The sequence below is a fragment of the Pseudomonas sp. 51_B genome, assembly GCF_017491595.1.
GTDB classification, from domain to species: domain Bacteria; phylum Pseudomonadota; class Gammaproteobacteria; order Pseudomonadales; family Pseudomonadaceae; genus Aquipseudomonas; species Aquipseudomonas promysalinigenes.
This window is the reverse complement of sequence record NZ_JAFGYW010000016.1, coordinates 81273-104630: the sequence shown is the minus strand read 5'-3', so window position 1 is coordinate 104630 and position 23358 is coordinate 81273. Positions and strand designations below refer to the sequence as shown.

The following is a 23358-nucleotide window of genomic DNA, read 5'->3' as shown; positions in this document are numbered from 1 at the left end:
TGGTAGCGCTCACAAGGCGCAAATTCAGTAAGTCGGAGGTTCTTGAATGACCACATCGTTGCAACCTGCCTATGCCCTGGTGCCCGGTGCAAACCTGGAAGCCTACGTGCACACGGTCAACAGCATCCCGCTGTTGTCTGTCGAGCAGGAGCGTGATCTGGCCGAGCGTCTCTATTACGAGCAGGATCTTGAGGCCGCTCGGCAAATGGTGATGGCCCACCTGCGTTTCGTCGTACATATCGCACGTAGCTATGCTGGCTACGGGCTGGCCCAGGCCGACCTGATCCAGGAAGGTAACGTTGGCCTGATGAAAGCGGTAAAGCGTTTCAACCCTGAAATGGGTGTGCGCCTGGTGTCTTTCGCCGTGCACTGGATCAAGGCAGAGATCCACGAGTTCATCCTGCGCAACTGGCGCATCGTCAAGGTGGCTACCACCAAGGCGCAACGCAAGCTGTTCTTCAACCTGCGTAGCCAGAAGAAGCGCTTGGCTTGGCTCAATAATGACGAGGTGCACCGCGTGGCTGAAAGCCTCGGTGTCGAGCCCCGTGAAGTGCGCGAGATGGAAAGCCGCCTGAGCGGCCAGGACATGGCCTTCGACCCGGCGGCAGAAGCCGATGACGACAGCGCATTCCAGTCGCCTGCCCATTACCTTGAAGACCACCGCTACGACCCGGCTGTGCAGTTGGAAGATGCCGACTGGAGTGACAACTCCACTAGCAATCTGCACGAAGCCCTGCAAGGGCTGGATGATCGCAGTCGCGATATCCTCTATCAGCGCTGGTTGGCTGAGGAAAAAGCTACCTTGCACGAGCTGGCTGAGAAGTACAGCGTTTCGGCTGAGCGGATCCGCCAGTTGGAGAAGAATGCGATGAACAAGGTCAAGGCGCTGATCACCATCTGATTGCGCCAAGTTACGCTGAAAAGCCGCTTATCCGAGGAGGATGAGCGGCTTTTTCGTTTGTGCTGGTTTATCACCCTCTTGGCGGGTGCACTGCAACAGCTAATGGTCAGTAGCGAACCTGTGGGCGCGGGCTTACCCGCGAAGAGTGCATCAAGGCCTGCGCGTCGAGTCGAGTTGCATGAGGTAGCTCGGCCCACCCAGCTGACTCATCTGCCGACGAATCCAGCCCGCTCGACTTGCGACATAGGCACTGGGCCTGCTGGCGCTCCATTTGATCGGGCTCGGCAGCACTGCGGCCAATTGAGCAGCCTGCTGGCGGGTCAGTTGGCTGGCATCGACGCCAAAGTGGTATCGGGCCGCGGCCTGGGCGCCGAATATACCCTTGCCCCATTCGGCGCTGTTCAGGTACACCTCAAGGATGCGCTCCTTGGACCAGAATAATTCGAGCAGTGCGGTGAACCAGGCCTCCAGCCCCTTACGAAACCAGCTGCGCCCCGACCACAGGAACAGATTCTTGGCCACCTGCTGGGTCAGGGTGCTGGCACCGCGAATACTGCCCCCGCGCTCGTTGTAAGCCAGCGCCGCTTGGATGGCCGGTATGTCGAACCCCCAATGGCTGGCGAACTTCTGGTCTTCACCGGCGATTACCGCAACTTTCAGCTCGTCTGAAATGTTTTCCCATGGCTCCCAGTCGCGCTGCAGCTCGATCGGTTCGCCACTCACCCAGGACTGCACTTTGCGCTCGATCATCAATGCGCTGCCTGGCGGTGGAACCCAGCGAAACACCAGCACCAGTACGATGCTGCCGGCAGCGAACCAGAGCAGGGCACGGGCGAGGCGACGAAGAATGGATGACAGCATGGCGATGGCTTGGCCGGACCAGTGGAACGGGCCATTATACAGACCCGATAGAAGGAGTCGTCCCATGCTTCGCAGCTTCCTCATGCTCGCCGCCTTTTTCGGCTTCACAGGCGTCGCACTTGGCGCGTTCGCCGCGCACGGGCTCAAAAACCGCCTCAGCGCCGACTATTTGGCAATCTTCCACACCGGGGTGACCTACCAATTGGTACATGCTTTGGCGATCTTCGGCGTCGCCGTGCTTTCGGTGCACCTGCCAGGGCGCCTGGTCGGCTGGGCCGGCGGTCTGTTCGCCGTCGGTATCGTGCTGTTCTCCGGTAGCCTGTATTTGCTGACCCTGACAGGCATCAGCAAGCTTGGGGTGATCACTCCCTTCGGTGGCCTATGCATGCTCGCCGGCTGGCTGACCCTAGGCCTGGCTGCCTGGCGCCTTGGCTGACCAAGCGGTCCACAATCGCGACTAATGGTGTGCAGTGCCCTTGGGTTCGCGCGTGGATCGGCGCTAGAATGCGGGCCCCAAAGTACAATGGTGGCCGTGCGCATGCGCATTCAACTGAACGGTGAACCTTACGAACTGCCCGCTGGCGAGAGCGTTGCGGCGCTGCTTGCTCGCCTGGAACTGACCGGGCGCCGGGTGGCGGTGGAACTCAACCTGGATATCGTGCCGCGCAGCCAGCACGACAGCACGCCGCTCAATGAGGGCGACCAGGTCGAAGTGGTCCACGCCATCGGTGGCGGCTGAGCACTCTCCGGCAATTCACCCGATAGCCTGCAACCCTTTCCAGAGGAACATCGATGAGCAACGTTCGCAGCGACAAGCCTTTCATCCTGGCCGGGCGCACTTTCCAGTCGCGCCTGCTGGTGGGCACCGGCAAGTACCGTGACATGGAAGAAACCCGCCTGGCAACCGAGGCTTCGGGTGCCGAGATCGTCACCGTGGCCGTACGCCGGACCAACCTGGGCCAGAATGCAGGCGAGCCGAACCTGCTCGACGTGCTGTCGCCTGACAAGTACACCATCCTGCCCAATACCGCCGGTTGTTTCGACGCGGTCGAGGCAGTGCGTACCTGCCGCCTGGCTCGCGAGCTGCTCGATGGGCACAAGTCCCACGAGTCGCGCACACTGGTGAAACTGGAAGTTTTGGCCGACCAGAAAACCCTGTTCCCCAACGTGATCGAAACCCTCAAGGCCGCAGAAGTGCTGGTCAAGGACGGCTTCGACGTAATGGTGTACACCAGCGACGATCCGATCATTGCCCGTCAGTTGGCAGAAGCTGGCTGCATCGCGGTGATGCCACTGGCTGGCCTGATTGGTACTGGCTTGGGTATCTGTAATCCGTACAACCTGCAGATCATCCTCGAGGAGTCCAAGGTGCCCGTGCTGGTCGACGCTGGCGTAGGCACGGCCTCCGACGCCACCATCGCTATGGAAATGGGCTGTGAGGCCGTACTGATGAACTCGGCCATTGCTCACGCACAGCAGCCGGTGTTGATGGCCGAGGCAATGAAGCACGCCATCCTCGCCGGTCGTATGGCCTATTTGGCCGGCCGCATGCCGAAAAAACTTTATGCCAGCGCATCTTCGCCGCTGGATGGTCTGATCAAGTAAGAGCCCCTGATGACTGACTCGCAAGATACGCCGATCTCCGCCGACGGCGACCAGCGCCCACACCGCCGCATCAAGAGTTTCGTGATGCGTGCCGGGCGCATGACCGAAGGCCAGCAACGTGGCCTCGACCAGGGCGGCCCGCAGTTCATCCTACCGCTGGCCGACAGCCCGGTGGACTACGACCAGGTATTCGGCCGTTCGGCGCCGCGTACCTTGGAGATTGGCTTCGGCATGGGGCACTCCCTGCTGGAAATGGCCGCCGCTGCGCCGGAGCAGGACTTCATCGGTGTCGAAGTGCACCGTCCGGGTGTCGGCGCGCTGCTCAACGGCGTGCTGACTCAGGGCCTGACGAACCTGCGGGTGTACGACTGCGATGCGATTGAAGTACTCAACCGCTGCGTAGCCGACAACAGCCTTGACCGTCTGATGCTGTTCTTCCCGGACCCGTGGCACAAGGCGCGTCACCACAAGCGCCGTATCGTGCAACTGGAGTTTGCCGAGTTGGTACGGCGCAAGCTCAAGCCCGGCGGCGTGTTCCACATGGCCACCGACTGGGAGCCTTACGCTGAGTACATGCTCGAAGTGATGAGCGCCGCTGCGGGGTATCGCAACCAGGCTGACGACGGTACTTACGTGCCGCGCCCGCAGGAGCGCCCGATCACCAAGTTCGAGCGTCGTGGCGAACGCCTGGGCCATGGGGTCTGGGATCTGAAGTTCGAGAAGGTGGACTGACCGGCGTATCAAGCCTTTCGATACGCCGCAGTGATCACGGGCTTTGGCCCGTGTTCGCGGTGAACCCGCTCCCTTAGCGCCCATGCTTTGAGGTGATGCTCGACCAGCGGGAGCGGCTTGCGCCGTTATGAGGCCGGCCCAGGCTGACACGCTGGTGGCGCCTCACCCTCGGCGATCAGCCACCACGCCAATCAGCACCAGCACCACCAGCAACACCGGTGCTAGCGCATAGTTGTTGAATTGCCCCAACCCCTTCACCACCCAGGGGGTAGCATAGATCAGCGCCGCACCACTGCCGATCATCACCAGTGCCGCCATCACCGGCACGCGCAGCGCACCCGCCAGAGCGCCCAGGCGCTGGTCTACCCAACCTTTGATATCGGTGCCGAACAACACCAGCAGGCAGCCTACCAAGGCAAGGGAAATCTCAGACAGATTGCTGCGGCTCCAGCGAGAAACCGTAGCGAGCAGATCGAGTACCAGATCCATGGGTCATCCTTAGGTCAAGAAATACTGCAGCAGGTCATTGAGGAACAGCTGGCCTCGCGGTGTGGCTACCAGCCGATTCGGTTCGACTTGCAAAAGACCCTTTTGTTCGGCAGCACGTCGTGCTTCGGCCAGTTGCGCCAGGGGCAGCCCGGTGCGCTGGGTGAACAGCTCGGCCTCCACGCCATCTGTCAGGCGCAGCGCATTCATCAGGAACTCGAACGGTAGCTCCTCTACGGGTAACAGCTTTTCGCCGGCCTTGAATGGCTTGGCCAGATTCAGGTAATCCTTTGGCAGGCGGGTCTTCCAGGTACGCAGGATGCGGCCGTCGGCAAACGTCAGCTTGCCGTGGGCGCCGGCACCGATGCCAATGAAGTCGCCAAAGCGCCAGTAGTTGAGATTGTGCTGGGCGGCCCGGTCAGCCTGAGCATAGGCCGATACTTCGTACTGCTTGAAGCCGTTGGCTGCCATCAGCGCCTGGCCCGCCTCCTGGATGTCCCAGAGGATATCGTCCTCTGGTAGTTCCGGTGGCTGGTTCCAGAACACCGTATTTGGCTCGACGGTCAGCTGGTACCACGACAGATGGGTAGGGCCGAGGTCGATGGCCTGCTGCAGATCGCCCAAGGCATCGTCAAGCGATTGCTCGGGCAGGCCGTGCATCAGGTCCATGTTGAAGTTGTCGAAGCCAGCAGCGCGCGCCATGCCGGCAGCGCGAACCGCTTCGTCACCATTGTGGATGCGCCCTAGCGCCTGAAGCTTGGCAGGCTGAAAGCTCTGCACCCCGATCGACAGGCGGTTGATGCCCGTTTGCCGATAGGCCTTGAATTTCTCTTGCTCGAAGGTCCCCGGGTTGGCCTCCAGGGTGATCTCGATGTCCGATGCGAACGGGATGCGCTGCTCGACCCCGCGCAGCAGGCGCCCCAGGGCATTGGCACTGAACAGGCTAGGCGTACCGCCCCCGAAGAAGATCGACGACAGGGGCCTCCCCTGGACGGCAGCCAGCTCCAGATCGAGGTCGGTCAACAGCGCGTCGACGTATGCCTCTTCTGGTAGCTCAGGCCCCGCGGCATGGGAGTTGAAATCGCAATACGGGCATTTGCGTACACACCACGGAATGTGGATGTACAGCGCCAGCGGCGGCAGGCTGGTCATTGCTGCCACGCAGCGTTGGGACTGCGCTGCGATCATGCCAGGCCCAGACGTTGGCGCAGCAGGGCCATGGCGCGGGCGCGATGGCTGAGCTGGTTTTTATCCACAGGTGCGAGGTCAGCGCTGGAGCACTGGCGCTCAGGCACCCAGAACAGCGGATCATAGCCGAAACCATGCTCCCCGCTGGCCTCGAACAGGATGCTGCCGTGCCACAAGCCTTCGCAAAGAATCGGCAGCGGATCGTCGGCGTGGCGTACCAGCGCCAGCACGCAGACGAACTGTGCGCCGCGCTGGTCTTGTGGCACATCCTTCAACGCATCGAGCAGTTTGGCGTTGTTGGCTGCATCACCCTTGCCGTCCGCGTAGCGCGCCGAGTAGATGCCTGGCGCACCGCCAAGAAAGTCCACCGCTAGGCCTGAGTCGTCGGCCAGCGCCGGCAAGCCGGAAATCCGCGCGGCGTTACGCGCCTTGAGGATGGCGTTTTCCACGAACGACAGGCCGGTTTCTTCGGGTTCGACCTGGCTGAACTCGCCAATCGAACGCAGCTGCACCGACTGGCCGAGCATCGCCTGAAGTTCCTTGAGTTTGCCAGCGTTATGGCTGGCCAGTACGAGTTGCTGGAGATTCATCATTCGCCTGGGAAGACTTCCTGGTTGAAACTAAGTGAATGGCTGACCCCGCCGGTTTCGACCGTGATGTCGAAGGTCAGGGTCTGGGCCTGCTCGATTTTGAACTGAGCGATGTAATACACCGCGCCGTGTTCGGTCATCTGCTTGAATGACAGCGCGCTGGTGCGGCCGGTCAGGTCTTTGACAGTGCCGCTGACCACCGCCGTAGAAGGCTTGTTGCCCTTGAGCACGGCAATGTTGAGCACGCCCTGGTTCTTGCTGCGGTTCAGCCCGGCGGCAGCGGCAATGTCCGGTTGCAGCATGCTTGAGGTGAAAGCGCTGTAGTGCACCGTAACGTCGCCGAAGACTTCCTTGCGCTCGGGGCGAGCAGCTTCGGACGCCAGTGCTGGCAGAGCCAGGCACAGGCTGATCAGTAACAGGGCTAGGCGACGACGCATGGTGCGATTCCTCCGGAAAGCGTCAGACCGCCAGGTGGTGCTCCCGCAAGCCCGGGCTGCTGACACGGTAGATGCCGATTTCACCCAGAAGATTAGGCCAAAGCCGGCCAGCCCACCCGTTGCGATGCAAATGGTCGACGGCTAGGCGGTCCAGCACCTTGGCCCGGCGCTCGCGGCACAGCTGTTCGAAGTCGGCGAACGTGCAGAAGTGGATGTTCGGCGTGTTGTACCAGGTGTAGGGCATGAAGTCCGACACTGGCATGCGGCCCTTGGTGGCCAGATACCAACGGCAGCGCCAATGACCGAAGTTGGGGAAGGTGATGATGCACTGGCGGCCCACTCGCAGCATTTCGTCGAGGATGCGGTCAGGATACTCCACAGCCTGCAGGGCCTGGGTCATGACCACAACGTCGAAGCTGTTGCTGGCGAAGTTGCCCAGGCCTTTGTCCAGGTCCTGCTCGATGACGTTGACACCTTTAGCCACGCAAGCGGCGATATTGTCGGCGTCGATCTCCAGGCCATAGCCGGTGACCTGCTTGCGGTCACGCAACGAGGCCAGAAGCTCGCCACTGCCGCAGCCCAGGTCCAGTACCCGGCTGCCGGCGGGAATCCACTCGTGGATGATTTCCAGGTCGGCTCTCATGCTGTCCTCAGATGACGATGCGGTTCATGTAGTTCGCGAAACCCTGCATGTAGCGAGGCGTGGGGATCAGGAAGGCATCGTGCCCATAAGGTGAATCGATCTCCAGGTAGCAGACGTTCTTGCGTGCGGCCATCAAGGCATCGACGATCTCTCGCGAGCGGGCCGGCGAGAAGCGCCAGTCGGTGGTGAACGAGATGATGCAGTAATCGGCTTTGACATGGCTCAGGGTGGCCGCCAGGTCGCCACCTTGGGCAGCGGCCGGGTCGAAATAGTCCAGAGCCTTGGTCATCAACAGGTAAGTATTGGCGTCGAAACGGCCGGAAAACTCCTCGCCCTGATAGCGCAAGTAGCTTTCGACCTGGAATTCGACGCTGTGGAAGTCGTAGTTGAGTTTGTCGCTTTTCAGTTCACGGCCAAACTTCTCACCCATCGAGTCATCGGATAGGTAAGTGATGTGGCCGACCATACGTGCCAGCATCAGGCCACGTTTGGGAATCACACCTTGATCCTGGAACGAGCCGCCGTGAAACTCAGGGTCGGTGAGGATGGCCTGGCGTGCGACCTCGTTGAAAGCGATGTTCTGCGCCGACAGCTTGGGCGCCGAGGCGATGTCTACACAATGACGCACACGCTCGGGGTAGGTGATGGTCCATTGCAGCGCCTGCATGCCACCGAGGCTGCCGCCGACGATCGCAGCCCACTGGCCGATGCCCAGGCGGTCGGCCAGCCGTGCCTGGCTGTGTACCCAGTCTTGCACCGTCAGCACCGGAAATTCGGCGCCGTAGGGCTTGCCGGTAGCCGGGTTGGTGCTGCTTGGGCCGGTGCTGCCGTTGCAGCCACCGAGGTTGTTCAGGCTGACCACGAAGAAGCGATTGGTATCGATCGGCTTGCCAGGGCCGATGCAGCTATCCCACCAGCCTGGCTTGCGGTCGGTGGTGGCGTGGTAGCCAGCAGCGTGGTGGTGGCCGGACAGTGCATGGCAGATCAGCACGGCATTGCTCGCGCTGGGGTTCAGTGTGCCGTAGGTCTCGTAGACCAGTTCATAGCTGTTCAGCGAACGGCCGCAGGCCAGGGCCAGCGGTTCATCGAACATGGCAATCTGAGGTGTAACCAGACCGACGGAATCTTCGGGAAGGACAGTGGACATCGACCCTGCTCACGCTTGACGGAGGCGTAAGTCTAAAGAGCGCTACCCCCAGCGGCAAGCGAAGGCTTGCCTCTGGAGGCAACAGCAGGGCCAGGCGCTTAGGTCATGCGCCACAGTTCTTGTGGCATGCCTGCGTAGGCCGCCAGCGGAGGCATGACGAACGACTGGATCACCTGGATCGCCAGGAAGGCGAAGATCGGCGATATGTCCATGCCGCCCAGATTGGGCACGATGCGGCGGAAGGGCGCCAGCACCGGCTCGCTGATCTGCCAGGCAAGCTCGGCAGCGGGGTTGTGGCTGTTAGGGGCAACCCACGAGACGATCACCATGACGATCATCGCCACCCAGAAGATTTTCAGGAACAGCGAGGTGACCCCGATGATGGCCCACATCAGCAGGTGCAGGATGTCGCCGAAGGTGCCGTAGGTGACCATCAACACGAAGCCCATCAACAGCGCCTGAATCACGATCGCCAGCAGCAGCGAGGAAGTGTCCAGGCCAGCGATGCTCGGAATTATTCGACGGATCGGCTTGAGCAGCGGCTGAGTTGCGCGCACGGCGAACTGGCTCAAGGGGTTGTAGAAGTTGGCCTTCACCAGCTGCAGCACGAAGCGCAGCAGCACGATCACCAGATACAGGCTGACCAGGGTTTGCACCACGAAGATCGCGGCGCCGGACAGTGCATTCATCGACAGCTCCTTATTTGCCCAGTTGTTCGGCCAGCTCTGCAGACCGTTTTGACGCCGCTTGCAACGCCTGCTCGACGATGGCCTCGAAGCCATTGCCCTGGAAGGACTTGATGGCCGCTTCGGTGGTGCCGGCTGGCGAGGTGACACGACGGCGCAGTTCAGCGGCATCTACATCGCTGGCGACCGCCATGTGGGCGGCGCCCAAGGCGGTTTGCAGGGTCAGCTCAGAGGCGGTTTCACGAGGTAGCCCCAATTTTTCGCCGGCAGCGGTCATCGCCTCGATCAGCAGGAAAAAGTAGGCCGGGCCGCTGCCGGATACCGCAGTGACCGCGTCCAGTTGCTGCTCCTGCTCAAGCCACAGGGCGGCACCGACCGCCGACAGCAGCTGTTCGGCCTGCTGACGTTGTTCGGCGGATACCTGGGCGGTGGCATAAAGGCCGCTGACGCCTTGGCGCAGTAGGGCCGGCGTATTGGGCATGCAACGCACCAGCGCAACATCGCCAAGCCAGGCCTGCAGGCTGGCGCAAGTGATGCCGGCGGCGATGGAGACAATCAGTTGCCCCGCTTTGAGGTTTGGCTTGAGCGCCGCGCACACATCTTTCATGACCTGCGGTTTGACCGCCAGCACGATGACGTCGGCGCCCTCGACAGCCTGGGCGTTGTCTTCGAACGCCTCGATACCGTGTTCGGCCTGGATGCGGGTGCGGGTGTCGGCGCCCGGGTCGCTGGCACGGATCTGCGCCGCGTCCAGGCCTTGGGCACGCAGGCCACCGATCAGGCTGGCGGCCATGTTGCCGGCGCCGATAAAGGCGATACGTGTCTTGCTCATGTCAGGTCCTTGAAGGAAAGAGTGAGTAAAGCATGGAATCAGGCGGGGCCGTACTGGCGGGCGCCGAACAGGGCGGTACCGATACGTACCCAGGTCGCTCCCTGGGCGATGGCTGCCTCCAGATCGTGGCTCATGCCCATCGACAGGGTATCGAGGCCAAGGTCCAGGCCTTGTTGGAGCTGGCGCAGGCTGGCAAAGGCCGCCTCCTGGATGGTGCGATCTTCGCTGGGCTCAGGTATCGCCATCAGCCCCCGCAGGCGCAGATTCGGCAATGCCGCCACCGCCTTGGCCAGCGCTGGCAGGTCGGCAGGGGCGCAACCGGACTTGCTGTCTTCGCCGCTGACGTTCACCTGCAGGCAGATGTTCAGCGGCGCCAGGCCCGCAGGGCGCTGCTCGGACAGGCGTTGGGCGATCTTCAAGCGGTCCACGGAGTGTACCCAGTCGAAATGTTCGGCAATGGCTTTGGTCTTGTTCGACTGAATGGGGCCGATGAAGTGCCAGATCAAGGGCAGGTCGCGCAGTTCCGCTTGCTTGGCCAGTGCCTCTTGCAGGTAGTTTTCACCCACGTCGCGCACACCGGCGGCGTGGATTTCGCGGATGGCAGCGGCGGGTTTGGTTTTGCTGACCGCCAGCAGCTGCACGCTGCCCGGCTCACGCCCGGCGGCCTGGGTTGCGTCGTAGATTCGGGCGGCAAGGGCGCGAAGGTTGTCTGCTATGGTGGACATGGATCGATGCCGTCTGCTCTGAAGATCTTCGGCATTCTACCTGCTTGATGGCTATTGGGGAGTCTCATGGATGTGACCGACCTGTTGGCCCGGGCCATGGATGCAAGGGCTAGCGACCTGCACCTGGCAACGGGCGAGGTACCGATGCTGCGCGTGGATGGGGACTTACGGCGCATGCCGCTGCCAGAGATTACGGCAGCCGCGTTGGGCGATGCGATAACGCCCTTGCTCGATCAGAGCCAGTGCCGGCAATGGCAGCATGGCGATGAGCTGGACCTGGCCTTGCAGTTACCTGGCCTGGGGCGATTTCGTCTCAATCTGTTTCGGCAGTTCAATGGTCTGGCCGCCACCATCAGGCTGATTGCTCAGCGCATAGCCTGCGTGGATGAGCTCGACCTCGAGGAAGTGTATCAAGCTGTTGCGCGATATTCGGATGGGCTTGTGCTGGTAGGCGGCCCGACCGGCAGCGGCAAGTCAAGCACCCTGTCGGCCTTGGTCGACCGGCTGAACCGGGAACGGGCGCTGCACATCATCACGCTTGAAGACCCCATCGAAGTTATCCACACCAGCCAATGCAGCCTGATCAACCAGCGTGAAGTAGGCCGGCACTGCCGCGACTTCGCGCAAGGCTTGCGCAGTGCGCTACGTCAGGACCCCGATGTGATCATGATTGGCGAGCTGCGCGATCTGGAAACCATCCGCTTGGCGTTGCGTGCCGCAGAGACCGGCCATCTGGTGCTGGCCACGGTGCATACGCGCTCTGCTGCAGGCAGCATCGATCGGTTGGTCGAGGTTTTCGAGGCGCCGGAAAAGCCACTGGTTAGGGCCATGCTGGCAGAGTCATTACGCTTGGTGGTGGCGCAAGCGCTGGTCAAGCGGGTGGGTGGTGGCCGTGTCGCGGCGCGTGAGGTGCTGGCGGCGACACCTGCTGTGCGCAATCTGGTGCGCGAGGGGCGCATGGCGCAGTTATGTTCGGTGATGCAGGCCGGGGCGGCGGAGGGCATGCGGACGATGGAGGGAGCGATTCGGGGGCTGAGGGAGCGGGGGTTGATTAGTGACCCGTAGCGGCTGTGCTGACGTACAGCGGGTGAACCTGCTCCCACAGGGCTTGTGGGAGCGGTTCACTCGCGCTGATCAGATCAGCGTTTGGCCAGGCTCAGTGCTTGCTGTTCTTTTGGCAGTACACGTTTGGCCACCACATAGTGCTGCTGCCAGTACGGCTTGCTCAAGGTGTCGATGCTCACCCGCTTGCCCCTGCGAGGCGCATGGATGAAGCGATCGTTACCCAGGTAGATGGCAACGTGGTTCACTCGGCGGCTTTTGATGTTGAAGAAAATCAGGTCGCCGGGCTTGAGGTCGCTTTTGGCGACTTTCACGCCGTGGCCTTGAGCCATTGCATTGGAGGTGCGCGGCAGGTCGACGTCTGCCACGTCATTGAACGCGTACTTTACCAACCCGCTGCAGTCGAAGCCTTTTTTCGGGTTGCTGCCGCCCCAAACATAAGGTGTACCTAGCACATTGACTGCACGGCTCAGTACATTGCTGCTCTGTTTGGGCGACATGGCTGCAACAGCAGGCAGGTGGTGACTTTTGCTCGAAGAGGCCGAGCGTGCGCGCAGCGAGGTTTGCTTGGTGGGCGCGTGTTTCACCGATGCATTGCTGGTGTAACCGGTGAAGCCATTGGGAAGACGTTGCTCACGGTTGGTGGCGTGGGCGGCCAGGGGCAATAATAGGCAGAGGGTCAGCCATGTCTTGAATAAAGGCGGCATAGATGAAGCTCTTATGAGTGATTATGTGTTTGGCGGGCAACTTTATAACAGCTTTTTGGCTCCTTTCTGGGCCGTTGGTCGATTGTCATGTTGCCGTACGTCGCCCTGCGGCGAAAAAGTCACAACTTTTTTTAGAAAATTTTCGGATAACCGACGAGGGCTATGAATGAACAGTTATCAACAGGGCGTGCCGTATCACGACACCCACAGCAAGGTCATTGGCTACCTGTTGTGGATTTTCGGCTTTACCGGGTCTCACCGTTTCTACTACGGCAAGCCCATAACCGGGACGATCTGGTTCTTCACGCTGGGCCTGCTCGGCATCGGCTGGCTGATCGACCTGTTCCTGATCCCGTCGATGGACCGTGAGGCGGACATGCGCTTCCAATCGGGCCGTATCGACTACAACATCGCCTGGATACTGCTGACCTTCCTCGGCATTTTCGGCGTACACCGTCTTTACCAGGGCAAGTGGATCACGGCGATCATCTACTTCTTTACCGGCGGCCTGTTCCTCGTTGGGGTGCTCTACGATTTCTGGACCCTCAACGGCCAGATTTCCGAAGCCAACGCCCGCAATCGCTAAACGCCTGCGCGTAAAAAAGGCCTTGTCGCGTTGTACGGCAAGGCCTTTTTCATTACTGGCGGGTCTGTCGCTGCTGCAGTAGCAGGTTGTTGAAGCCTGCCCCCGACAACTGCTTTTGTGCCCCGGTCAGCTGTTCGCGGTTGCTGAACGGCCCGACCAGCACCCGGTACCAGGTTTCATCCTTCACGGTACCCGACTCGACCTTGACCGCCAGGCCCAGCAGGATGATCTGGGCACGCACTTTGTCGGCGTCGGCCTGCTTGCGGAACGAACCCGCCTGCATGAAGTACTGCGTGGTAGCGGCGGGCTTGATCACCGGAGGTGCCGGGGGCGGGGTTTGCCCCAGCAAGGCGGCCTGAGCGCGTGCGGTATCGATTTTCGCAGCCTCCGCCGGTGTCACTGGAGTGACGGGCTGGGCAGGGACTGGCGGGGTTTTTTCGGGTACAGCCTCCGGCGGCACGATGACCTCGGATTCGGGCAGCAGCGTATAGAAATCGTACTTGGGCTTGACCGGCTGCTGTGCAGGGGCCGCCGTGGTCGACTTGCCGGCCTCGGCCACTTTCTCGGGTTTCTGCTGCTCGGGCTTGGTGCGCTTGATCTCGCCGCCACCCGGTTCGAGCTTCATAAGAAAGACGATGAATGCACCGACCGTCAGGCCTACGGCCAACCATATCCAGCCCGGAATCGGCTGCTTGGCTGGTGCGGTCTGGCGGCTGGCCCCGCGTTTGGGTGCTGGTTTTTTCTTGGCAGCCAACTTACATGCGCTCCAGGGTTTCCAGGCCGAGCAGTTCCAGACCTTGTTTGAGGGTGCGGCCAGTCAGTGCAGCCAGGCGCAGGCGGCTCTGCTGCTGTTCTGGGGTGTCGGCGGCGAGAATCGGGCAGTTCTCGTAGAAGCTCGAGAACAGGCCGGCCAGGTCGTAGAGGTAGCTGCACAGCACGTGCGGGGTGCCTTTCTCGGCCACGCTGTTGAGCACCTCACCGAATTGCGCCAAGCGTGCCGCCAGGTCCTGCTCGTGGGCGGCCTGCAGCACGATGTGGCCATCGACTTGGTCAAAGCCTTTGCCCAGCTTGCGGAACACGCCAGCCACGCGGGTGTAGGCATAAAGCAGATACGGCGCTGTGTTGCCTTCGAAATTGAGCATCAGTTCGAAGTTGAAGCTGTAGTCGCTGGTGCGATGCTTGGACAGGTCGGCGTATTTCACCGCGCCGATGCCAACCACCTCACCGATGCGGCGCAGTTCATCTTCGCCAAGGCTCGGGTTCTTTTCCTTGACCAGCGCGTAGGCGCGATCCTTGGCTTCGTTGAGCAGGTCGATCAGCTTCACGGTCCCGCCATCGCGGGTTTTGAACGGGCGGCCATCGGCGCCGTTCATGGTACCGAAGCCCATGTGCTCCATCTGCATTGGGTGGCCGACGAAGCCAGCACGGCGGGCCACTTCGAATACCTGATTGAAGTGCAGGGCTTGACGCTGGTCGACGAAGTACAAGGCGCGGTCGGCCTTCAGCACGTTGCTGCGGTAGCGTACGGCTGCCAGGTCGGTAGTGGCGTACAGGTATCCGCCATCGGCCTTCTGTACGATCACCGGCAGTGGCTCGCCTTCGCTGTTCTTGAACTCTTCGAGGAATACGCACTGGGCGCCTTGGTCTTCGACCAGCAACCCTTTGGCCTTGAGGTCGGCGACCACGTTGGCCAAGTCGGCGTTGTAGGCGCTTTCGCCCATCACGTCGGCCATGGTCAGCTTGACGTTGAGCAGCTCGTAAGTCTTCTGGCAGTGCGACAGTGAGATGTCCTTGAAGCGGGTCCACAGTGCCATGCAGTCTGGGTCGCCGGCCTGCAGTTTGACCACCAGGCCGCGGGCGCGGGTGGCGAACGCCTCAGACTCGTCGAAGCGCTTCTTGGCGGCGCGGTAGAAGTTTTCCAGGTCCGACAGTTCGTCACTGGTGATCGGGTTTTCTTCCAGGTAGGCCAGCAGCATGCCGAACTGGGTGCCCCAGTCGCCTACGTGGTTCTGACGAACGACTTGGTCACCAAGAAACTCCAGCACGCGGGCGACGCTATCACCAATGATGGTCGAACGCAGGTGGCCAACGTGCATCTCCTTGGCCAGGTTCGGCGCCGACATGTCGACCACTACCTTCTGCGCAGGGCCTGCCTTGCGTGCACCCAGGCGGGCATCGGCCAGCGCTGCGTCCAGGCGCTGGGCCAGGGCCTCGGTGTTCTGGAAGAAGTTCAGAAAGCCAGGGCCGGCGATCTCGACCTTGCTGATGTCGGCGCTGGCCGGCAATGCGTCGATCAGTTTTTCTGCCAGCTCGCGCGGCTTCATGCCAGCTGGCTTGGCCAGCATCATGGCGATGTTGCTGGCGAAGTCGCCGTGGGTCTTGTCCCGGGCATTTTCCACCTGAATCGCCGGCGAGAGCCCTTCAGGCAGCACACCGTCGGTGACGAGTTGGGTGAGGGCTTGCTGGATCAGCTGGCGAATGGTGTCTTTCATTGGGATCTCTTTTCGACCGCAAGCGCGGTAGGGCGCCTGGATGCGCTGGTGGAAAAACTGGGCATTATCCGTTGCTGGGCGCGGGTTGCCAACCTTTAGGGCACATGCTCAATAAAGGTCCACCGGGTCGACGTCCAGCGACCAGCGTACCTGGCGCCCGCTCGGCAGTTGCTCCAACACTAGCAACCAGGCACTGATCAGTCGATGCAAGGGGGCTCGGGTATTGGCCTGAACCAACAGTTGCGCCCTGAAGCGCCCGGCGCGCCGCTCCATGGGCGCAGGCACCGGGCCAAGCAGCTCGATGCCGGGCAGTTGCTGTTCTGCCACCAGGCGCTCGGCCGCGGCGCAGGCTTGGTCGAGGAAGCCTTCGGCCTGGCCGGGCTTGTGCGCTTCGGCGCGCAGCAGGGCCAGGTGAGAGAACGGCGGCAGCCCAGCATTGCGCCGTTCGTCCAAAGCCTGTTCGGCGAAGGCGAAGTAGCCTTGTTCGGTCAATTGCACCAGCAGTGGGTGGTCGGCCAAGTGCGTCTGGATGACCACCTTGCCCGGTTCCTCGGCGCGCCCGGCCCTGCCCGCTACCTGCACGATCAGTTGGGCCATGCGTTCGCTGGCGCGGAAGTCGCCGGAGAACAGGCCGCCATCGGCATCGAGGATGGCTACCAAGGTCACCCGAGGGAAATGATGCCCTTTGGCTAGCATCTGGGTGCCCACGAGGATGCTCGGCTGGCCGCGCTGAATGGTCGTGAAAAGCGTATGCATGGCGTCCTTGCGGGCCGTGCTGTCGCGGTCCACGCGCAAAATCGGATAGTCCGGAAAAAGCACTTTCAAGCGTTCTTCTGCGCGTTCGGTGCCGGCGCCAACCGGGCGCAGGTCGACATGATTGCACTGCGGGCACTGCTGCGGCAGGCGCTCGTCGTAGCCGCAGTGATGGCAACGCAGCACGCCAGAGCGCTGGTGCACGGTCATGCGTGCATCGCAGCGCGGGCATTCGGACAGCCAGCCGCAGTCATGGCACAGCAAGGTTGGGGCGAAGCCGCGGCGGTTGAGGAACACCAGCACCTGCTGACCGGCCTCCAGGGTCTGGCGAATGGCCTGTTGCAAAGGGCCGCTGATACCGCTGTCCAACGGCAGGCTCTTCACATCCAGGCGCAACATGCGCGGCGGGCGGGCACCACCGGCGCGCTGGTTCATGCGCAGCAGGCGATAGCGGCCGGTAAGTGCGTTGTGCAAGGTTTCCAGCGACGGCGTCGCGGAGCCGAGCAAGATCGGAATGTTCTCTTGCTGGGCGCGTACCAGCGCCAGGTCGCGGGCGTGATAGCGCAGGCCTTCCTGCTGTTTGTAGGAGCCGTCGTGTTCTTCATCGATGATGATCAGCCCTGGGTTTTTCATCGGCGTGAACAGCGCCGAGCGCGTACCGATGATGATGTCGGCCTCGCCGTCGCGAGCGGCCAGCCAGGCGTCGAGGCGCTCACGATCATTCACGGCCGAGTGCAGCAAGGCGATGCGGGCGTTGAAGCGCTGCTCGAAGCGCGCCAGGGTTTGCGGCCCTAGGTTGATTTCCGGGATCAGTACCAGGGCCTGCTTACCGGCCTCCAAGGTTTCGCGAATCAGTTGCAGGTACACCTCGGTCTTGCCGCTGCCGGTGACGCCGGCCAGCAGGAAGGCAGCAAACGCATCAAAGCCCTCCCGCACGGCGTCGAACGCATCACGTTGTTCGTCGTTCAGCGGTAATTCCGGCTGCGCCAGCAAATGTTCATGGCGTGGCGCCGGCTGGTGGCGGCGTACCTCAAGTTGAACCAGCTCCTTGGCCAGCAGCAGGTCGAGGCTGTCCTTATTCAGGTTCAGCTTGCTCAGCAGGCTGTGCGCCACGCCGTGCGGGTGCTGGGCCAGGGTCTTGAGGGCATCGCGCTGACGGGGCGCGCGGGCGATGCGTGGGTCCTCCAGGCGTGCGTCGGGTGCTACGTGCCAGAAGCGCTCCTGGCGCATCTCGGCGGGCTCGCCCTGGCGCAGCAGCGCAGGCAGGGCCCAGCTCAAAGTGTCGCCAAAGCTGTGCTGGTAGTACTGCGCGGTCCATAGGCACAGCTTGAACAGCGCTGGCGGGATCGGCGAAACCGAGTCGAGCAAGGCACTGGCGGGCTTTAGCTTGTCGGCGGGCACCTCGCTCTGTGCACACACCTCCACAAGCACACCGATCATTTCGCGACGCCCGAATGGCACGCGAACGCGCATGCCGGGGGTCAGTGCCTGGCGCGCCATGCTTGCAGGCGCCTTGTAATCGAACAGGCGGCGCAACGGGGAGGGCAGGGCAAGGCGCAGAATGACGTCGGGCACGCGTGAGGTCTCGCAGGGCGTTTCGAAGACTGGCGAGCCTAGCAGACGACGGTCGGTGCAAGCGACAACTTGCGTTGGCGCGATGCTCTGGTATTATTTGCCGCCTAATTACGTGCGGTATTCAACAATAGGTGTTGGGTGGCGGCACGCAGCTTGAGGAAGTGACCATGAAAGAAGGTATCCACCCGAACTACGAAGTAGTTGCAGTCACCTGCAGCTGCGGTAACAAGTTCGAAACTCGTTCGACCCTGGGCGACACCCTGGCGATCGACGTTTGCAACCTGTGCCACCCGTTCTACACCGGTAAGCAGAAAGTTCTGGACACCGGCGGCCGCGTACAGAAGTTCGCCGATCGCTTCGGTATGTTCGGTACCAAGAAGTAATCATGCGCATGTCGAACCCTTCGGGCTTCGCAGTGTTGCTGAAAAAGGCGCCCCTTGTGGGCGCTTTTTTTGTGGGCGCAATCTGGCACCTCCCAGCCCTGGCGTTCTGCCCGGTGCCTGACCAGCCGCAGCGGGTAGCGGTGCGCCAAGTGGTCGACGGCGACACCCTGCGCCTGACAGACGGTCGTAGCGTTCGCATGATCGGCATCAATGCCCCAGAGATCGGGCGCAAAGCACAACCCAGCGAGCCTTATGCCGAGGCCGCCAGGCAGCGCCTGCAAGCACTGGTCAAAGCCAGCGACGGGCGCTTGGGGCTGGTGCCAGGCGTGCAGGGCAGGGACAAATATGGCCGCACCCTGGCGCATGTTTATGACCGCAGTGGCAACAATCTGGAAGCACAGTTGCTCAGCGAAGGGCTTGGGTTTCGTGTCGCGGTCGCACCCAATGTGCGGTTGGTGGGCTGCCAGCGCGCGGCCGAGCAGGTGGCGCGCAACAAGCGGGCCGGTCTGTGGGGCAACTCGCCCGTGCTCAGGGCCGAACGTGTAAAGCAATCGGGCTTCGCCGTGCTGACTGGCACTGTGGGAAACATCGAACGCAATCGTGGTGGCGTCTGGCTGGAACTGGACAGGCGTGTGGTGTTGCAGATTCCCGCTCGTCTGCAACCCTCCTTCCCGGCGCGGTTCTTCGATAACCTCAAAGGGCGCCAGGTCGAGGTGCGGGGCTGGGTGAAGGATCGATCCCGCCAGGGCGGGCTCAAGCCAGGGCAGCGGCGCTGGGTTTTACCTCTGACAGACCCCAGTATGCTTGAGCGCACATCAAGCCGAAAGATGTAGACATTTCGCTATTGAATTGTACACACTGAGTGCCGCATGCCCCGTGTGTGATAGCTTAAAGTCGTAGGCTAAAGGCCTTGACACAAGTGACTGACCAGTCTTGTGACTCCCCGGCTCTTTGCGTATCCTCGGCGGCCCGTCAGAACAGTAAATAGCGGAATGCCCACCATGTCAGACCTGAAAACTGCCGCTCTCGAATACCACGCTCAGCCCCGTCCGGGAAAACTGAGCGTCGAGCTCTCCAAGCCTACTGCCACCGCCCGTGATCTCGCCCTGGCCTACAGCCCAGGTGTTGCAGAGCCTGTGCGTGAAATCGGCCGTGATCCTGAGCTGGCTTACAAGTACACCGGCAAGGGCAACCTGGTCGCGGTCATTTCCGATGGCACCGCTATCCTGGGTCTGGGTGACCTTGGCCCACTGGCATCCAAGCCAGTGATGGAAGGCAAGGGCGTTCTGTTCAAGCGTTTCGCTGGTATCGATGTGTTCGACATCGAAGTCGACTCGGAAAGCCCGCAGGCTTTCATTGACACCGTCAAGCGTATCTCGATCACCTTCGGTGGTATCAACCTTGAAGACATCAAGGCTCCTGAGTGCTTCGAAATCGAACGCACCCTGATCGAGCAGTGCGATATTCCAGTGTTCCACGATGACCAGCACGGCACCGCAATCGTGACCGCGGCCGGCATGATCAACGCCCTGGAAATCGCCGGCAAGAAGCTCGAAGATGCCAAGATCGTCTGCCTGGGTGCCGGCGCTGCTGCCATCTCCTGCATGAAGCTGCTGGTCAGCATGGGCGCCAAGGTCGAAAACATCTTCATGATCGACCGCAGCGGCGTGATTCACGCTGGCCGTGACGACCTGAACCAGTACAAGGCCCAGTTCGCCCACGCCACTGACAAGCGCACGCTGGCCGATGCTCTGGACGGTGCTGATGTGTTCGTTGGCCTGTCCGGCCCGAACCTGCTGAGCCCGGAAGGCCTGAAGTCGATGGCTGCCAACCCGATCGTGTTCGCCTGCTCGAACCCGGACCCAGAAATTTCCCCAGAGCTGGCCCACGCTACTCGCAACGACGTGATCATGGCGACCGGTCGCTCCGACTACCCGAACCAGGTCAACAACGTACTGGGCTTCCCATTCATCTTCCGTGGTGCCCTGGACGTTCGCGCCAAGCGCATCAACGAAGAAATGAAGATCGCTGCCGCTATCGCCCTGAAAGACCTGGCCAAGCTGCCGGTGCCTAAGGAAGTCTGCGAAGCCTACGGTGTTGAAGGCCTGGAGTTCGGCCGCGAGTACATCATCCCGAAACCGCTGGACGCGCGCCTGATCACCGTCGTCTCCGACGCTGTGGCCAAAGCCGCCATCGAGTCCGGTGTGGCAACGCTGCCGTATCCGAAGCACTACCCGCTCAACAGCGTGGATGAAGTGTTCAACGGCTGATAGCAGCCCGTGCGGCACCAAAAAGCCCCGGCTCGCGAGAGTCGGGGCTTTTTTGTGTTCGTCTTGAGGGTTGTGGTGGCTGTGAGAGCGAGCGCCGCGCGGGCGGCGCTTGATAGATGCATCACCCCAAGTTGAGGGTCAGAACAGGTCCATAGGCGCCGCTTCATCGGCTGGCAGCGGGCTACCTGGCGCAACGCCATTGCCTAGTTCGTCCACCGACGGTGGCGAGTCCTCGGCCTTGAACAGTTCGAAGTAGGCGTTAGGCGTGCTTGGCGAGGCCGCGCGTCCGCTCACCGGGTCGACTCGCAGGCTGAGGATGCCGTCCGGCTCCGCTGGCGCATGGCTTGGCCTGCCATGCAGCGCCGCGCCCATGAATTTCATCCATATAGGCAGTGCCGCCGTGCCGCCGTACTCGCGACGGCCGAGGCTTTCTGGCTGGTCGAAGCCAACCCACACGGTGGTCACAAAATCGGCGTTGTAGCCTGAGAACCAGGCATCTTTGGACTCGTTGGTGGTGCCGGTCTTGCCGGCCAGGTCGTCACGGCCCAAAGCCAGGGCCCGGCGGCCGGTGCCGCGTTTGATCACATCCTGCAGCATGCTGGTGAGGATGTAAGTAGTGCGATTGTCGACGATTCGTTCAGCGACGGCCGGGGTTTGCGGTGGTGGCGCAACCTCGCCAAGGGCAGAGGGCGCCTCGCCTGGCAGGGCGGAAGTGCTGATCGGTTGCTCCGCAGCAGGCAACCCTGCATTGTCCTCAGCCCCTTGAGGGACGTGGGCTGGATTGGCGGTGAACAGCGTTTCACCACTGCGGCTCTCGATACGGTCGATCAGATACGGGTTCACCTTGTAGCCGCCATTGGCAAAGGTGCTCCAGCCAGTCGCGATTTCCATCGGTGTCAGGGTTGCGGTACCCAGTGCAAGCGACAGGTTGCGCGGCAGGTCCTGCTTGTTGAAGCCGAACTTGGTGATGTAATCGATGGTGCGATCCACCCCCATGGCCTGCAGCAAGCGAATCGAAACCAGGTTACGGGACTTGTACAACGCCTCGCGCAAGCGAATCGGGCCAAGGAAGGTGTTGGTGTCATTTTTGGGGCGCCATTCCTTGTCCAGATACTGATCGACGAATACGATCGGAGCATCGTTGACCAGGCTGGAGGCGGTGTAGCCGCTGTCCAGGGCTGCGCTGTAAATGAACGGTTTGAAGCTCGAACCTGGCTGGCGCTTGGCCTGCATGGCGCGGTTGTAGTTGCTCTGCTCGAACGAGAAACCACCTACCAGCGCGCGGATGGCGCCATTGTTCGGGTCGAGGGTGACCAGCGCGCTCTGCGCGGTGGGGACTTGGCTGAACTTGAGCTTGCCATCGTCCAGGCGCTGCAGGCGCACCAGGTCGCCGACCTGCGCGACGTCAGCGGGCGACTGCGGCGAACGGCCTTGGGCGTTGGTGTTGATGTAGGGGCGTGCCCATTTCATGGTGTCCCAGGCAACCTCTTCATCCTTGCCGTCACGGGTCAGCACCTTGATGCCGGTTTTCTCGACCTGGGTGACGATGGCCGGCTCCAGCGCGCCGAGGTTACGCTGCTTGTTCAGCTCTTGTTGCCAGGCAGCATGCGTCTTGCCTGGGAAGCGCGCCTCCGGGCCACGATAGCCATGGCGTTCGTCGTACTCGGTGAGGCCGTTGAGAATGGCCTTGTTGGCCATTTCCTGCATATCGCTAGGCACCGTAGTGGTCACGCGGAAACCCTCGGTGTAGGCATCACCGCCATAACGGCCGACCATTTCGGCGCGGGCCATTTCAGCCACGTAAGGTGCGTTCACCTCAGGGGTCGGTACGTGGTAGCTGGCGTTGAGCGGTTCGGCCAGGGCAGCCTGGTAGCTGGCTTCGTCGATCTTGCCGAGCTTGTACATGCGCCCAAGGATCCAGTCACGGCGCTCCTTGGCACGGGCCGGGTTGGCCAGCGGGTTGAAACGTGAGGGTGCCTTCGGCAGACCGGCGATCATTGCCATCTGTGCCAGGCTCACGTCGCGGATCGACTTGCCATAGTAAACCTGAGCCGCGGCGTCGATACCGTAGGCGCGGTTGCCCAGGTAGATCTTGTTCACGTACAGCTCAAGGATTTCGTCCTTGGTCAGTTCGCGCTCGATCTGCAGAGCCAGCAAAATTTCGCTGGTCTTGCGCGAGAAGCTGCGTTCGCTGGTGAGGAAGTAGTTTTTTGCCACCTGCATGGTAATGGTGCTGCCGCCGGTCTGAATGTGACCGGACTTCACCAGCTGGGTAGCAGCACGCATCAGGCTGCTCGGATCCACACCGTAGTGATTGAGGAAATTGTCGTCCTCCGCTGACAGAAGTGCCTGAATGAACTGTGGCGGAATGTCCGCGAAGCGGATCGGCGAGCGCCGCATTTCGCCAAACTCGGCGATCAGCTTGCCGTCACTGCTAAAGACCCTCAGTGGGATCTGCAACTGGATGCTTCTGAGTGAATCGACCGATGGCAGGTTGGGGCTAAGATACAGAAACGCACCGCTCACACCGAGTACGAGCGCGCAGATGACTGCGACGAAAGACCACCAGAAGAACTTCAGCAGGCGTATCAAGGCTTTTCGGTGTCCAGGTTGAGAGGTGAATTGCGCACGGGGCCGGCGGACGAAAAAAACGCTGGGCATTATAAGCACTTTTCGCTTCGCCGGGTGACCGGCCAG

The 23358-nt window shown here is 61.7% G+C and carries 25 protein-coding genes; 10 read left to right on the top strand and 15 right to left on the bottom strand.

Going from position 1 to position 23358, the window contains the following annotated elements:
• Nucleotides 1-46 precede the first annotated feature (46 nt).
• Nucleotides 47-901 (top strand): RNA polymerase sigma factor RpoH, encoded by an 855-nt coding sequence (gene rpoH / locus J5M56_RS17200; RefSeq protein WP_060480079.1) that lies wholly within the window; start codon nt 47-49, stop codon nt 899-901.
• A 150-nt stretch (nt 902-1051) separates the two neighbouring features.
• On the opposite strand, the gene mtgA is transcribed toward rpoH, so the two are convergent.
• A complete protein-coding gene (gene mtgA / locus J5M56_RS17195; RefSeq protein ID WP_207937385.1) occupies nt 1052-1762 on the bottom strand; it encodes a monofunctional biosynthetic peptidoglycan transglycosylase in 711 nt (236 codons plus the stop codon).
• A gap of 64 nt (nt 1763-1826) precedes the next feature.
• Here mtgA and J5M56_RS17190 point away from each other — a divergent pair, with 64 nt between their 5' ends.
• From J5M56_RS17190 to trmB, 4 genes are all read left to right on the top strand, one after another.
• On the top strand, nt 1827-2198 hold the full coding sequence (locus J5M56_RS17190) for a DUF423 domain-containing protein (protein ID WP_207937380.1): 372 nt from the start codon (nt 1827-1829) through the stop codon (nt 2196-2198).
• Nucleotides 2199-2300: 102 nt separating this feature from the next.
• Nucleotides 2301-2501, top strand: a complete 201-nt coding sequence (gene thiS, locus J5M56_RS17185) for a sulfur carrier protein ThiS (RefSeq protein ID WP_060480087.1) — start codon at nt 2301-2303, stop codon at nt 2499-2501.
• A gap of 53 nt (nt 2502-2554) precedes the next feature.
• Nucleotides 2555-3367 (top strand): thiazole synthase, encoded by an 813-nt coding sequence (locus J5M56_RS17180; protein ID WP_027920973.1) that lies wholly within the window; start codon nt 2555-2557, stop codon nt 3365-3367.
• A 9-nt stretch (nt 3368-3376) separates the two neighbouring features.
• Nucleotides 3377-4099, top strand: a complete 723-nt coding sequence (gene trmB, locus J5M56_RS17175) for a tRNA (guanosine(46)-N7)-methyltransferase TrmB (protein ID WP_186476255.1) — start codon at nt 3377-3379, stop codon at nt 4097-4099.
• Nucleotides 4100-4261: 162 nt separating this feature from the next.
• Here trmB and J5M56_RS17170 read toward each other — a convergent pair whose 3' ends face one another.
• The 9 genes from J5M56_RS17170 to J5M56_RS17130 all read right to left on the bottom strand — a co-directional run bounded on the left by J5M56_RS17170 (nt 4262) and on the right by J5M56_RS17130 (nt 10833).
• Nucleotides 4262-4588 (bottom strand): DUF3392 family protein, encoded by a 327-nt coding sequence (locus J5M56_RS17170; protein WP_027920975.1) that lies wholly within the window; start codon nt 4586-4588, stop codon nt 4262-4264.
• Between the two features lie 9 nt (nt 4589-4597).
• Nucleotides 4598-5737 carry a radical SAM family heme chaperone HemW gene (gene hemW, locus J5M56_RS17165; protein WP_225915554.1) on the bottom strand — a complete coding sequence of 380 codons (1140 nt, stop codon included), beginning with the start codon at nt 5735-5737 and terminating at the stop codon, nt 4598-4600.
• A gap of 32 nt (nt 5738-5769) precedes the next feature.
• Nucleotides 5770-6366, bottom strand: coding sequence for an RdgB/HAM1 family non-canonical purine NTP pyrophosphatase (gene rdgB / locus J5M56_RS17160; protein WP_186476257.1), 597 nt, complete (start codon nt 6364-6366; stop codon nt 5770-5772).
• Nucleotides 6363-6800, bottom strand: coding sequence for a DUF4426 domain-containing protein (locus J5M56_RS17155; protein ID WP_060479870.1), 438 nt, complete (start codon nt 6798-6800; stop codon nt 6363-6365). The genes rdgB and J5M56_RS17155 overlap by 4 nt, the downstream gene beginning before the upstream one ends.
• A 22-nt stretch (nt 6801-6822) precedes the next feature.
• Entirely contained in the window at nt 6823-7443 is a 621-nt protein-coding gene (gene metW / locus J5M56_RS17150) for a methionine biosynthesis protein MetW (RefSeq protein WP_186476258.1), read from the bottom strand.
• Between the two features lie 7 nt (nt 7444-7450).
• Complete coding sequence (locus J5M56_RS17145; protein WP_207937379.1) at nt 7451-8590, bottom strand: homoserine O-acetyltransferase; 1140 nt, start codon at nt 8588-8590, stop codon at nt 7451-7453.
• 98 nt (nt 8591-8688) lie between these two features.
• A complete protein-coding gene (locus tag J5M56_RS17140; protein ID WP_207937378.1) occupies nt 8689-9279 on the bottom strand; it encodes a YggT family protein in 591 nt (196 codons plus the stop codon).
• Nucleotides 9280-9289: 10 nt separating this feature from the next.
• A complete protein-coding gene (proC, locus tag J5M56_RS17135; RefSeq protein ID WP_207937377.1) occupies nt 9290-10108 on the bottom strand; it encodes a pyrroline-5-carboxylate reductase in 819 nt (272 codons plus the stop codon).
• A gap of 38 nt (nt 10109-10146) precedes the next feature.
• Entirely contained in the window at nt 10147-10833 is a 687-nt protein-coding gene (locus J5M56_RS17130; RefSeq protein WP_207937376.1) for a YggS family pyridoxal phosphate-dependent enzyme, read from the bottom strand.
• A 66-nt stretch (nt 10834-10899) separates the two neighbouring features.
• On the opposite strand from J5M56_RS17130, the gene J5M56_RS17125 reads away from it, so the two are divergent.
• On the top strand, nt 10900-11898 hold the full coding sequence (locus J5M56_RS17125; RefSeq protein ID WP_207937375.1) for a PilT/PilU family type 4a pilus ATPase: 999 nt from the start codon (nt 10900-10902) through the stop codon (nt 11896-11898).
• 74 nt (nt 11899-11972) lie between these two features.
• Here J5M56_RS17125 and J5M56_RS17120 read toward each other — a convergent pair whose 3' ends face one another.
• Nucleotides 11973-12602 carry a C40 family peptidase gene (locus tag J5M56_RS17120; protein ID WP_186476262.1) on the bottom strand — a complete coding sequence of 210 codons (630 nt, stop codon included), beginning with the start codon at nt 12600-12602 and terminating at the stop codon, nt 11973-11975.
• A gap of 166 nt (nt 12603-12768) precedes the next feature.
• Between J5M56_RS17120 and J5M56_RS17115 the strand changes: the two genes are divergently transcribed.
• On the top strand, nt 12769-13188 hold the full coding sequence (locus J5M56_RS17115) for a TM2 domain-containing protein (protein WP_060479878.1): 420 nt from the start codon (nt 12769-12771) through the stop codon (nt 13186-13188).
• A gap of 52 nt (nt 13189-13240) precedes the next feature.
• Here the strand turns inward: J5M56_RS17115 and J5M56_RS17110 are convergent, their stop codons facing one another.
• The 3 genes from J5M56_RS17110 to J5M56_RS17100 form a co-directional block, all read right to left on the bottom strand.
• Nucleotides 13241-13942 carry an SPOR domain-containing protein gene (locus J5M56_RS17110; protein WP_207937374.1) on the bottom strand — a complete coding sequence of 234 codons (702 nt, stop codon included), beginning with the start codon at nt 13940-13942 and terminating at the stop codon, nt 13241-13243.
• A 1-nt stretch (nt 13943) separates the two neighbouring features.
• Nucleotides 13944-15680 carry an arginine--tRNA ligase gene (gene argS, locus J5M56_RS17105; RefSeq protein WP_060479880.1) on the bottom strand — a complete coding sequence of 579 codons (1737 nt, stop codon included), beginning with the start codon at nt 15678-15680 and terminating at the stop codon, nt 13944-13946.
• 108 nt (nt 15681-15788) lie between these two features.
• Entirely contained in the window at nt 15789-18008 is a 2220-nt protein-coding gene (locus J5M56_RS17100; protein WP_207937373.1) for a primosomal protein N', read from the bottom strand.
• Nucleotides 18009-18175: 167 nt separating this feature from the next.
• Here J5M56_RS17100 and rpmE point away from each other — a divergent pair, with 167 nt between their 5' ends.
• From rpmE to J5M56_RS17085, 3 genes are all read left to right on the top strand, one after another.
• The gene (gene rpmE, locus J5M56_RS17095; protein ID WP_054884221.1) at nt 18176-18391 is read left to right on the top strand and encodes a 50S ribosomal protein L31; all 216 of its coding nucleotides are present in this window, start codon (nt 18176-18178) and stop codon (nt 18389-18391) included.
• A 2-nt stretch (nt 18392-18393) separates the two neighbouring features.
• Nucleotides 18394-19224, top strand: coding sequence for a thermonuclease family protein (locus J5M56_RS17090; protein ID WP_207937372.1), 831 nt, complete (start codon nt 18394-18396; stop codon nt 19222-19224).
• A 168-nt stretch (nt 19225-19392) separates the two neighbouring features.
• Nucleotides 19393-20661 (top strand): malic enzyme-like NAD(P)-binding protein, encoded by a 1269-nt coding sequence (locus tag J5M56_RS17085; RefSeq protein WP_207937371.1) that lies wholly within the window; start codon nt 19393-19395, stop codon nt 20659-20661.
• A gap of 138 nt (nt 20662-20799) precedes the next feature.
• On the opposite strand, the gene J5M56_RS17080 is transcribed toward J5M56_RS17085, so the two are convergent.
• The gene (locus J5M56_RS17080; protein WP_207937370.1) at nt 20800-23253 is read right to left on the bottom strand and encodes a penicillin-binding protein 1A; all 2454 of its coding nucleotides are present in this window, start codon (nt 23251-23253) and stop codon (nt 20800-20802) included.
• Nucleotides 23254-23358 lie beyond the last annotated feature (105 nt).

Bases quoted from the DNA above. Each gene is read 5' to 3' on its own strand.
- rpoH (WP_060480079.1), top strand. From the start codon at position 47: ATGACCACATCGTTGCAACCTGCCTATGCCCTGGTGCCCGGTGCAAAC.
- mtgA (WP_207937385.1), bottom strand. From the start codon at position 1,762: ATGCTGTCATCCATTCTTCGTCGCCTCGCCCGTGCCCTGCTCTGGTTC.
- J5M56_RS17190 (WP_207937380.1), top strand. From the start codon at position 1,827: ATGCTTCGCAGCTTCCTCATGCTCGCCGCCTTTTTCGGCTTCACAGGC.
- thiS (WP_060480087.1), top strand. From the start codon at position 2,301: ATGCGCATTCAACTGAACGGTGAACCTTACGAACTGCCCGCTGGCGAG.
- J5M56_RS17180 (WP_027920973.1), top strand. From the start codon at position 2,555: ATGAGCAACGTTCGCAGCGACAAGCCTTTCATCCTGGCCGGGCGCACT.
- trmB (WP_186476255.1), top strand. From the start codon at position 3,377: ATGACTGACTCGCAAGATACGCCGATCTCCGCCGACGGCGACCAGCGC.
- J5M56_RS17170 (WP_027920975.1), bottom strand. From the start codon at position 4,588: ATGGATCTGGTACTCGATCTGCTCGCTACGGTTTCTCGCTGGAGCCGC.
- hemW (WP_225915554.1), bottom strand. From the start codon at position 5,737: ATGACCAGCCTGCCGCCGCTGGCGCTGTACATCCACATTCCGTGGTGT.
- rdgB (WP_186476257.1), bottom strand. From the start codon at position 6,366: ATGATGAATCTCCAGCAACTCGTACTGGCCAGCCATAACGCTGGCAAA.
- J5M56_RS17155 (WP_060479870.1), bottom strand. From the start codon at position 6,800: ATGCGTCGTCGCCTAGCCCTGTTACTGATCAGCCTGTGCCTGGCTCTG.
- metW (WP_186476258.1), bottom strand. From the start codon at position 7,443: ATGAGAGCCGACCTGGAAATCATCCACGAGTGGATTCCCGCCGGCAGC.
- J5M56_RS17145 (WP_207937379.1), bottom strand. From the start codon at position 8,590: ATGTCCACTGTCCTTCCCGAAGATTCCGTCGGTCTGGTTACACCTCAG.
- J5M56_RS17140 (WP_207937378.1), bottom strand. From the start codon at position 9,279: ATGAATGCACTGTCCGGCGCCGCGATCTTCGTGGTGCAAACCCTGGTC.
- proC (WP_207937377.1), bottom strand. From the start codon at position 10,108: ATGAGCAAGACACGTATCGCCTTTATCGGCGCCGGCAACATGGCCGCC.
- J5M56_RS17130 (WP_207937376.1), bottom strand. From the start codon at position 10,833: ATGTCCACCATAGCAGACAACCTTCGCGCCCTTGCCGCCCGAATCTAC.
- J5M56_RS17125 (WP_207937375.1), top strand. From the start codon at position 10,900: ATGGATGTGACCGACCTGTTGGCCCGGGCCATGGATGCAAGGGCTAGC.
- J5M56_RS17120 (WP_186476262.1), bottom strand. From the start codon at position 12,602: ATGCCGCCTTTATTCAAGACATGGCTGACCCTCTGCCTATTATTGCCC.
- J5M56_RS17115 (WP_060479878.1), top strand. From the start codon at position 12,769: ATGAACAGTTATCAACAGGGCGTGCCGTATCACGACACCCACAGCAAG.
- argS (WP_060479880.1), bottom strand. From the start codon at position 15,680: ATGAAAGACACCATTCGCCAGCTGATCCAGCAAGCCCTCACCCAACTC.
- rpmE (WP_054884221.1), top strand. From the start codon at position 18,176: ATGAAAGAAGGTATCCACCCGAACTACGAAGTAGTTGCAGTCACCTGC.
- J5M56_RS17090 (WP_207937372.1), top strand. From the start codon at position 18,394: ATGCGCATGTCGAACCCTTCGGGCTTCGCAGTGTTGCTGAAAAAGGCG.
- J5M56_RS17085 (WP_207937371.1), top strand. From the start codon at position 19,393: ATGTCAGACCTGAAAACTGCCGCTCTCGAATACCACGCTCAGCCCCGT.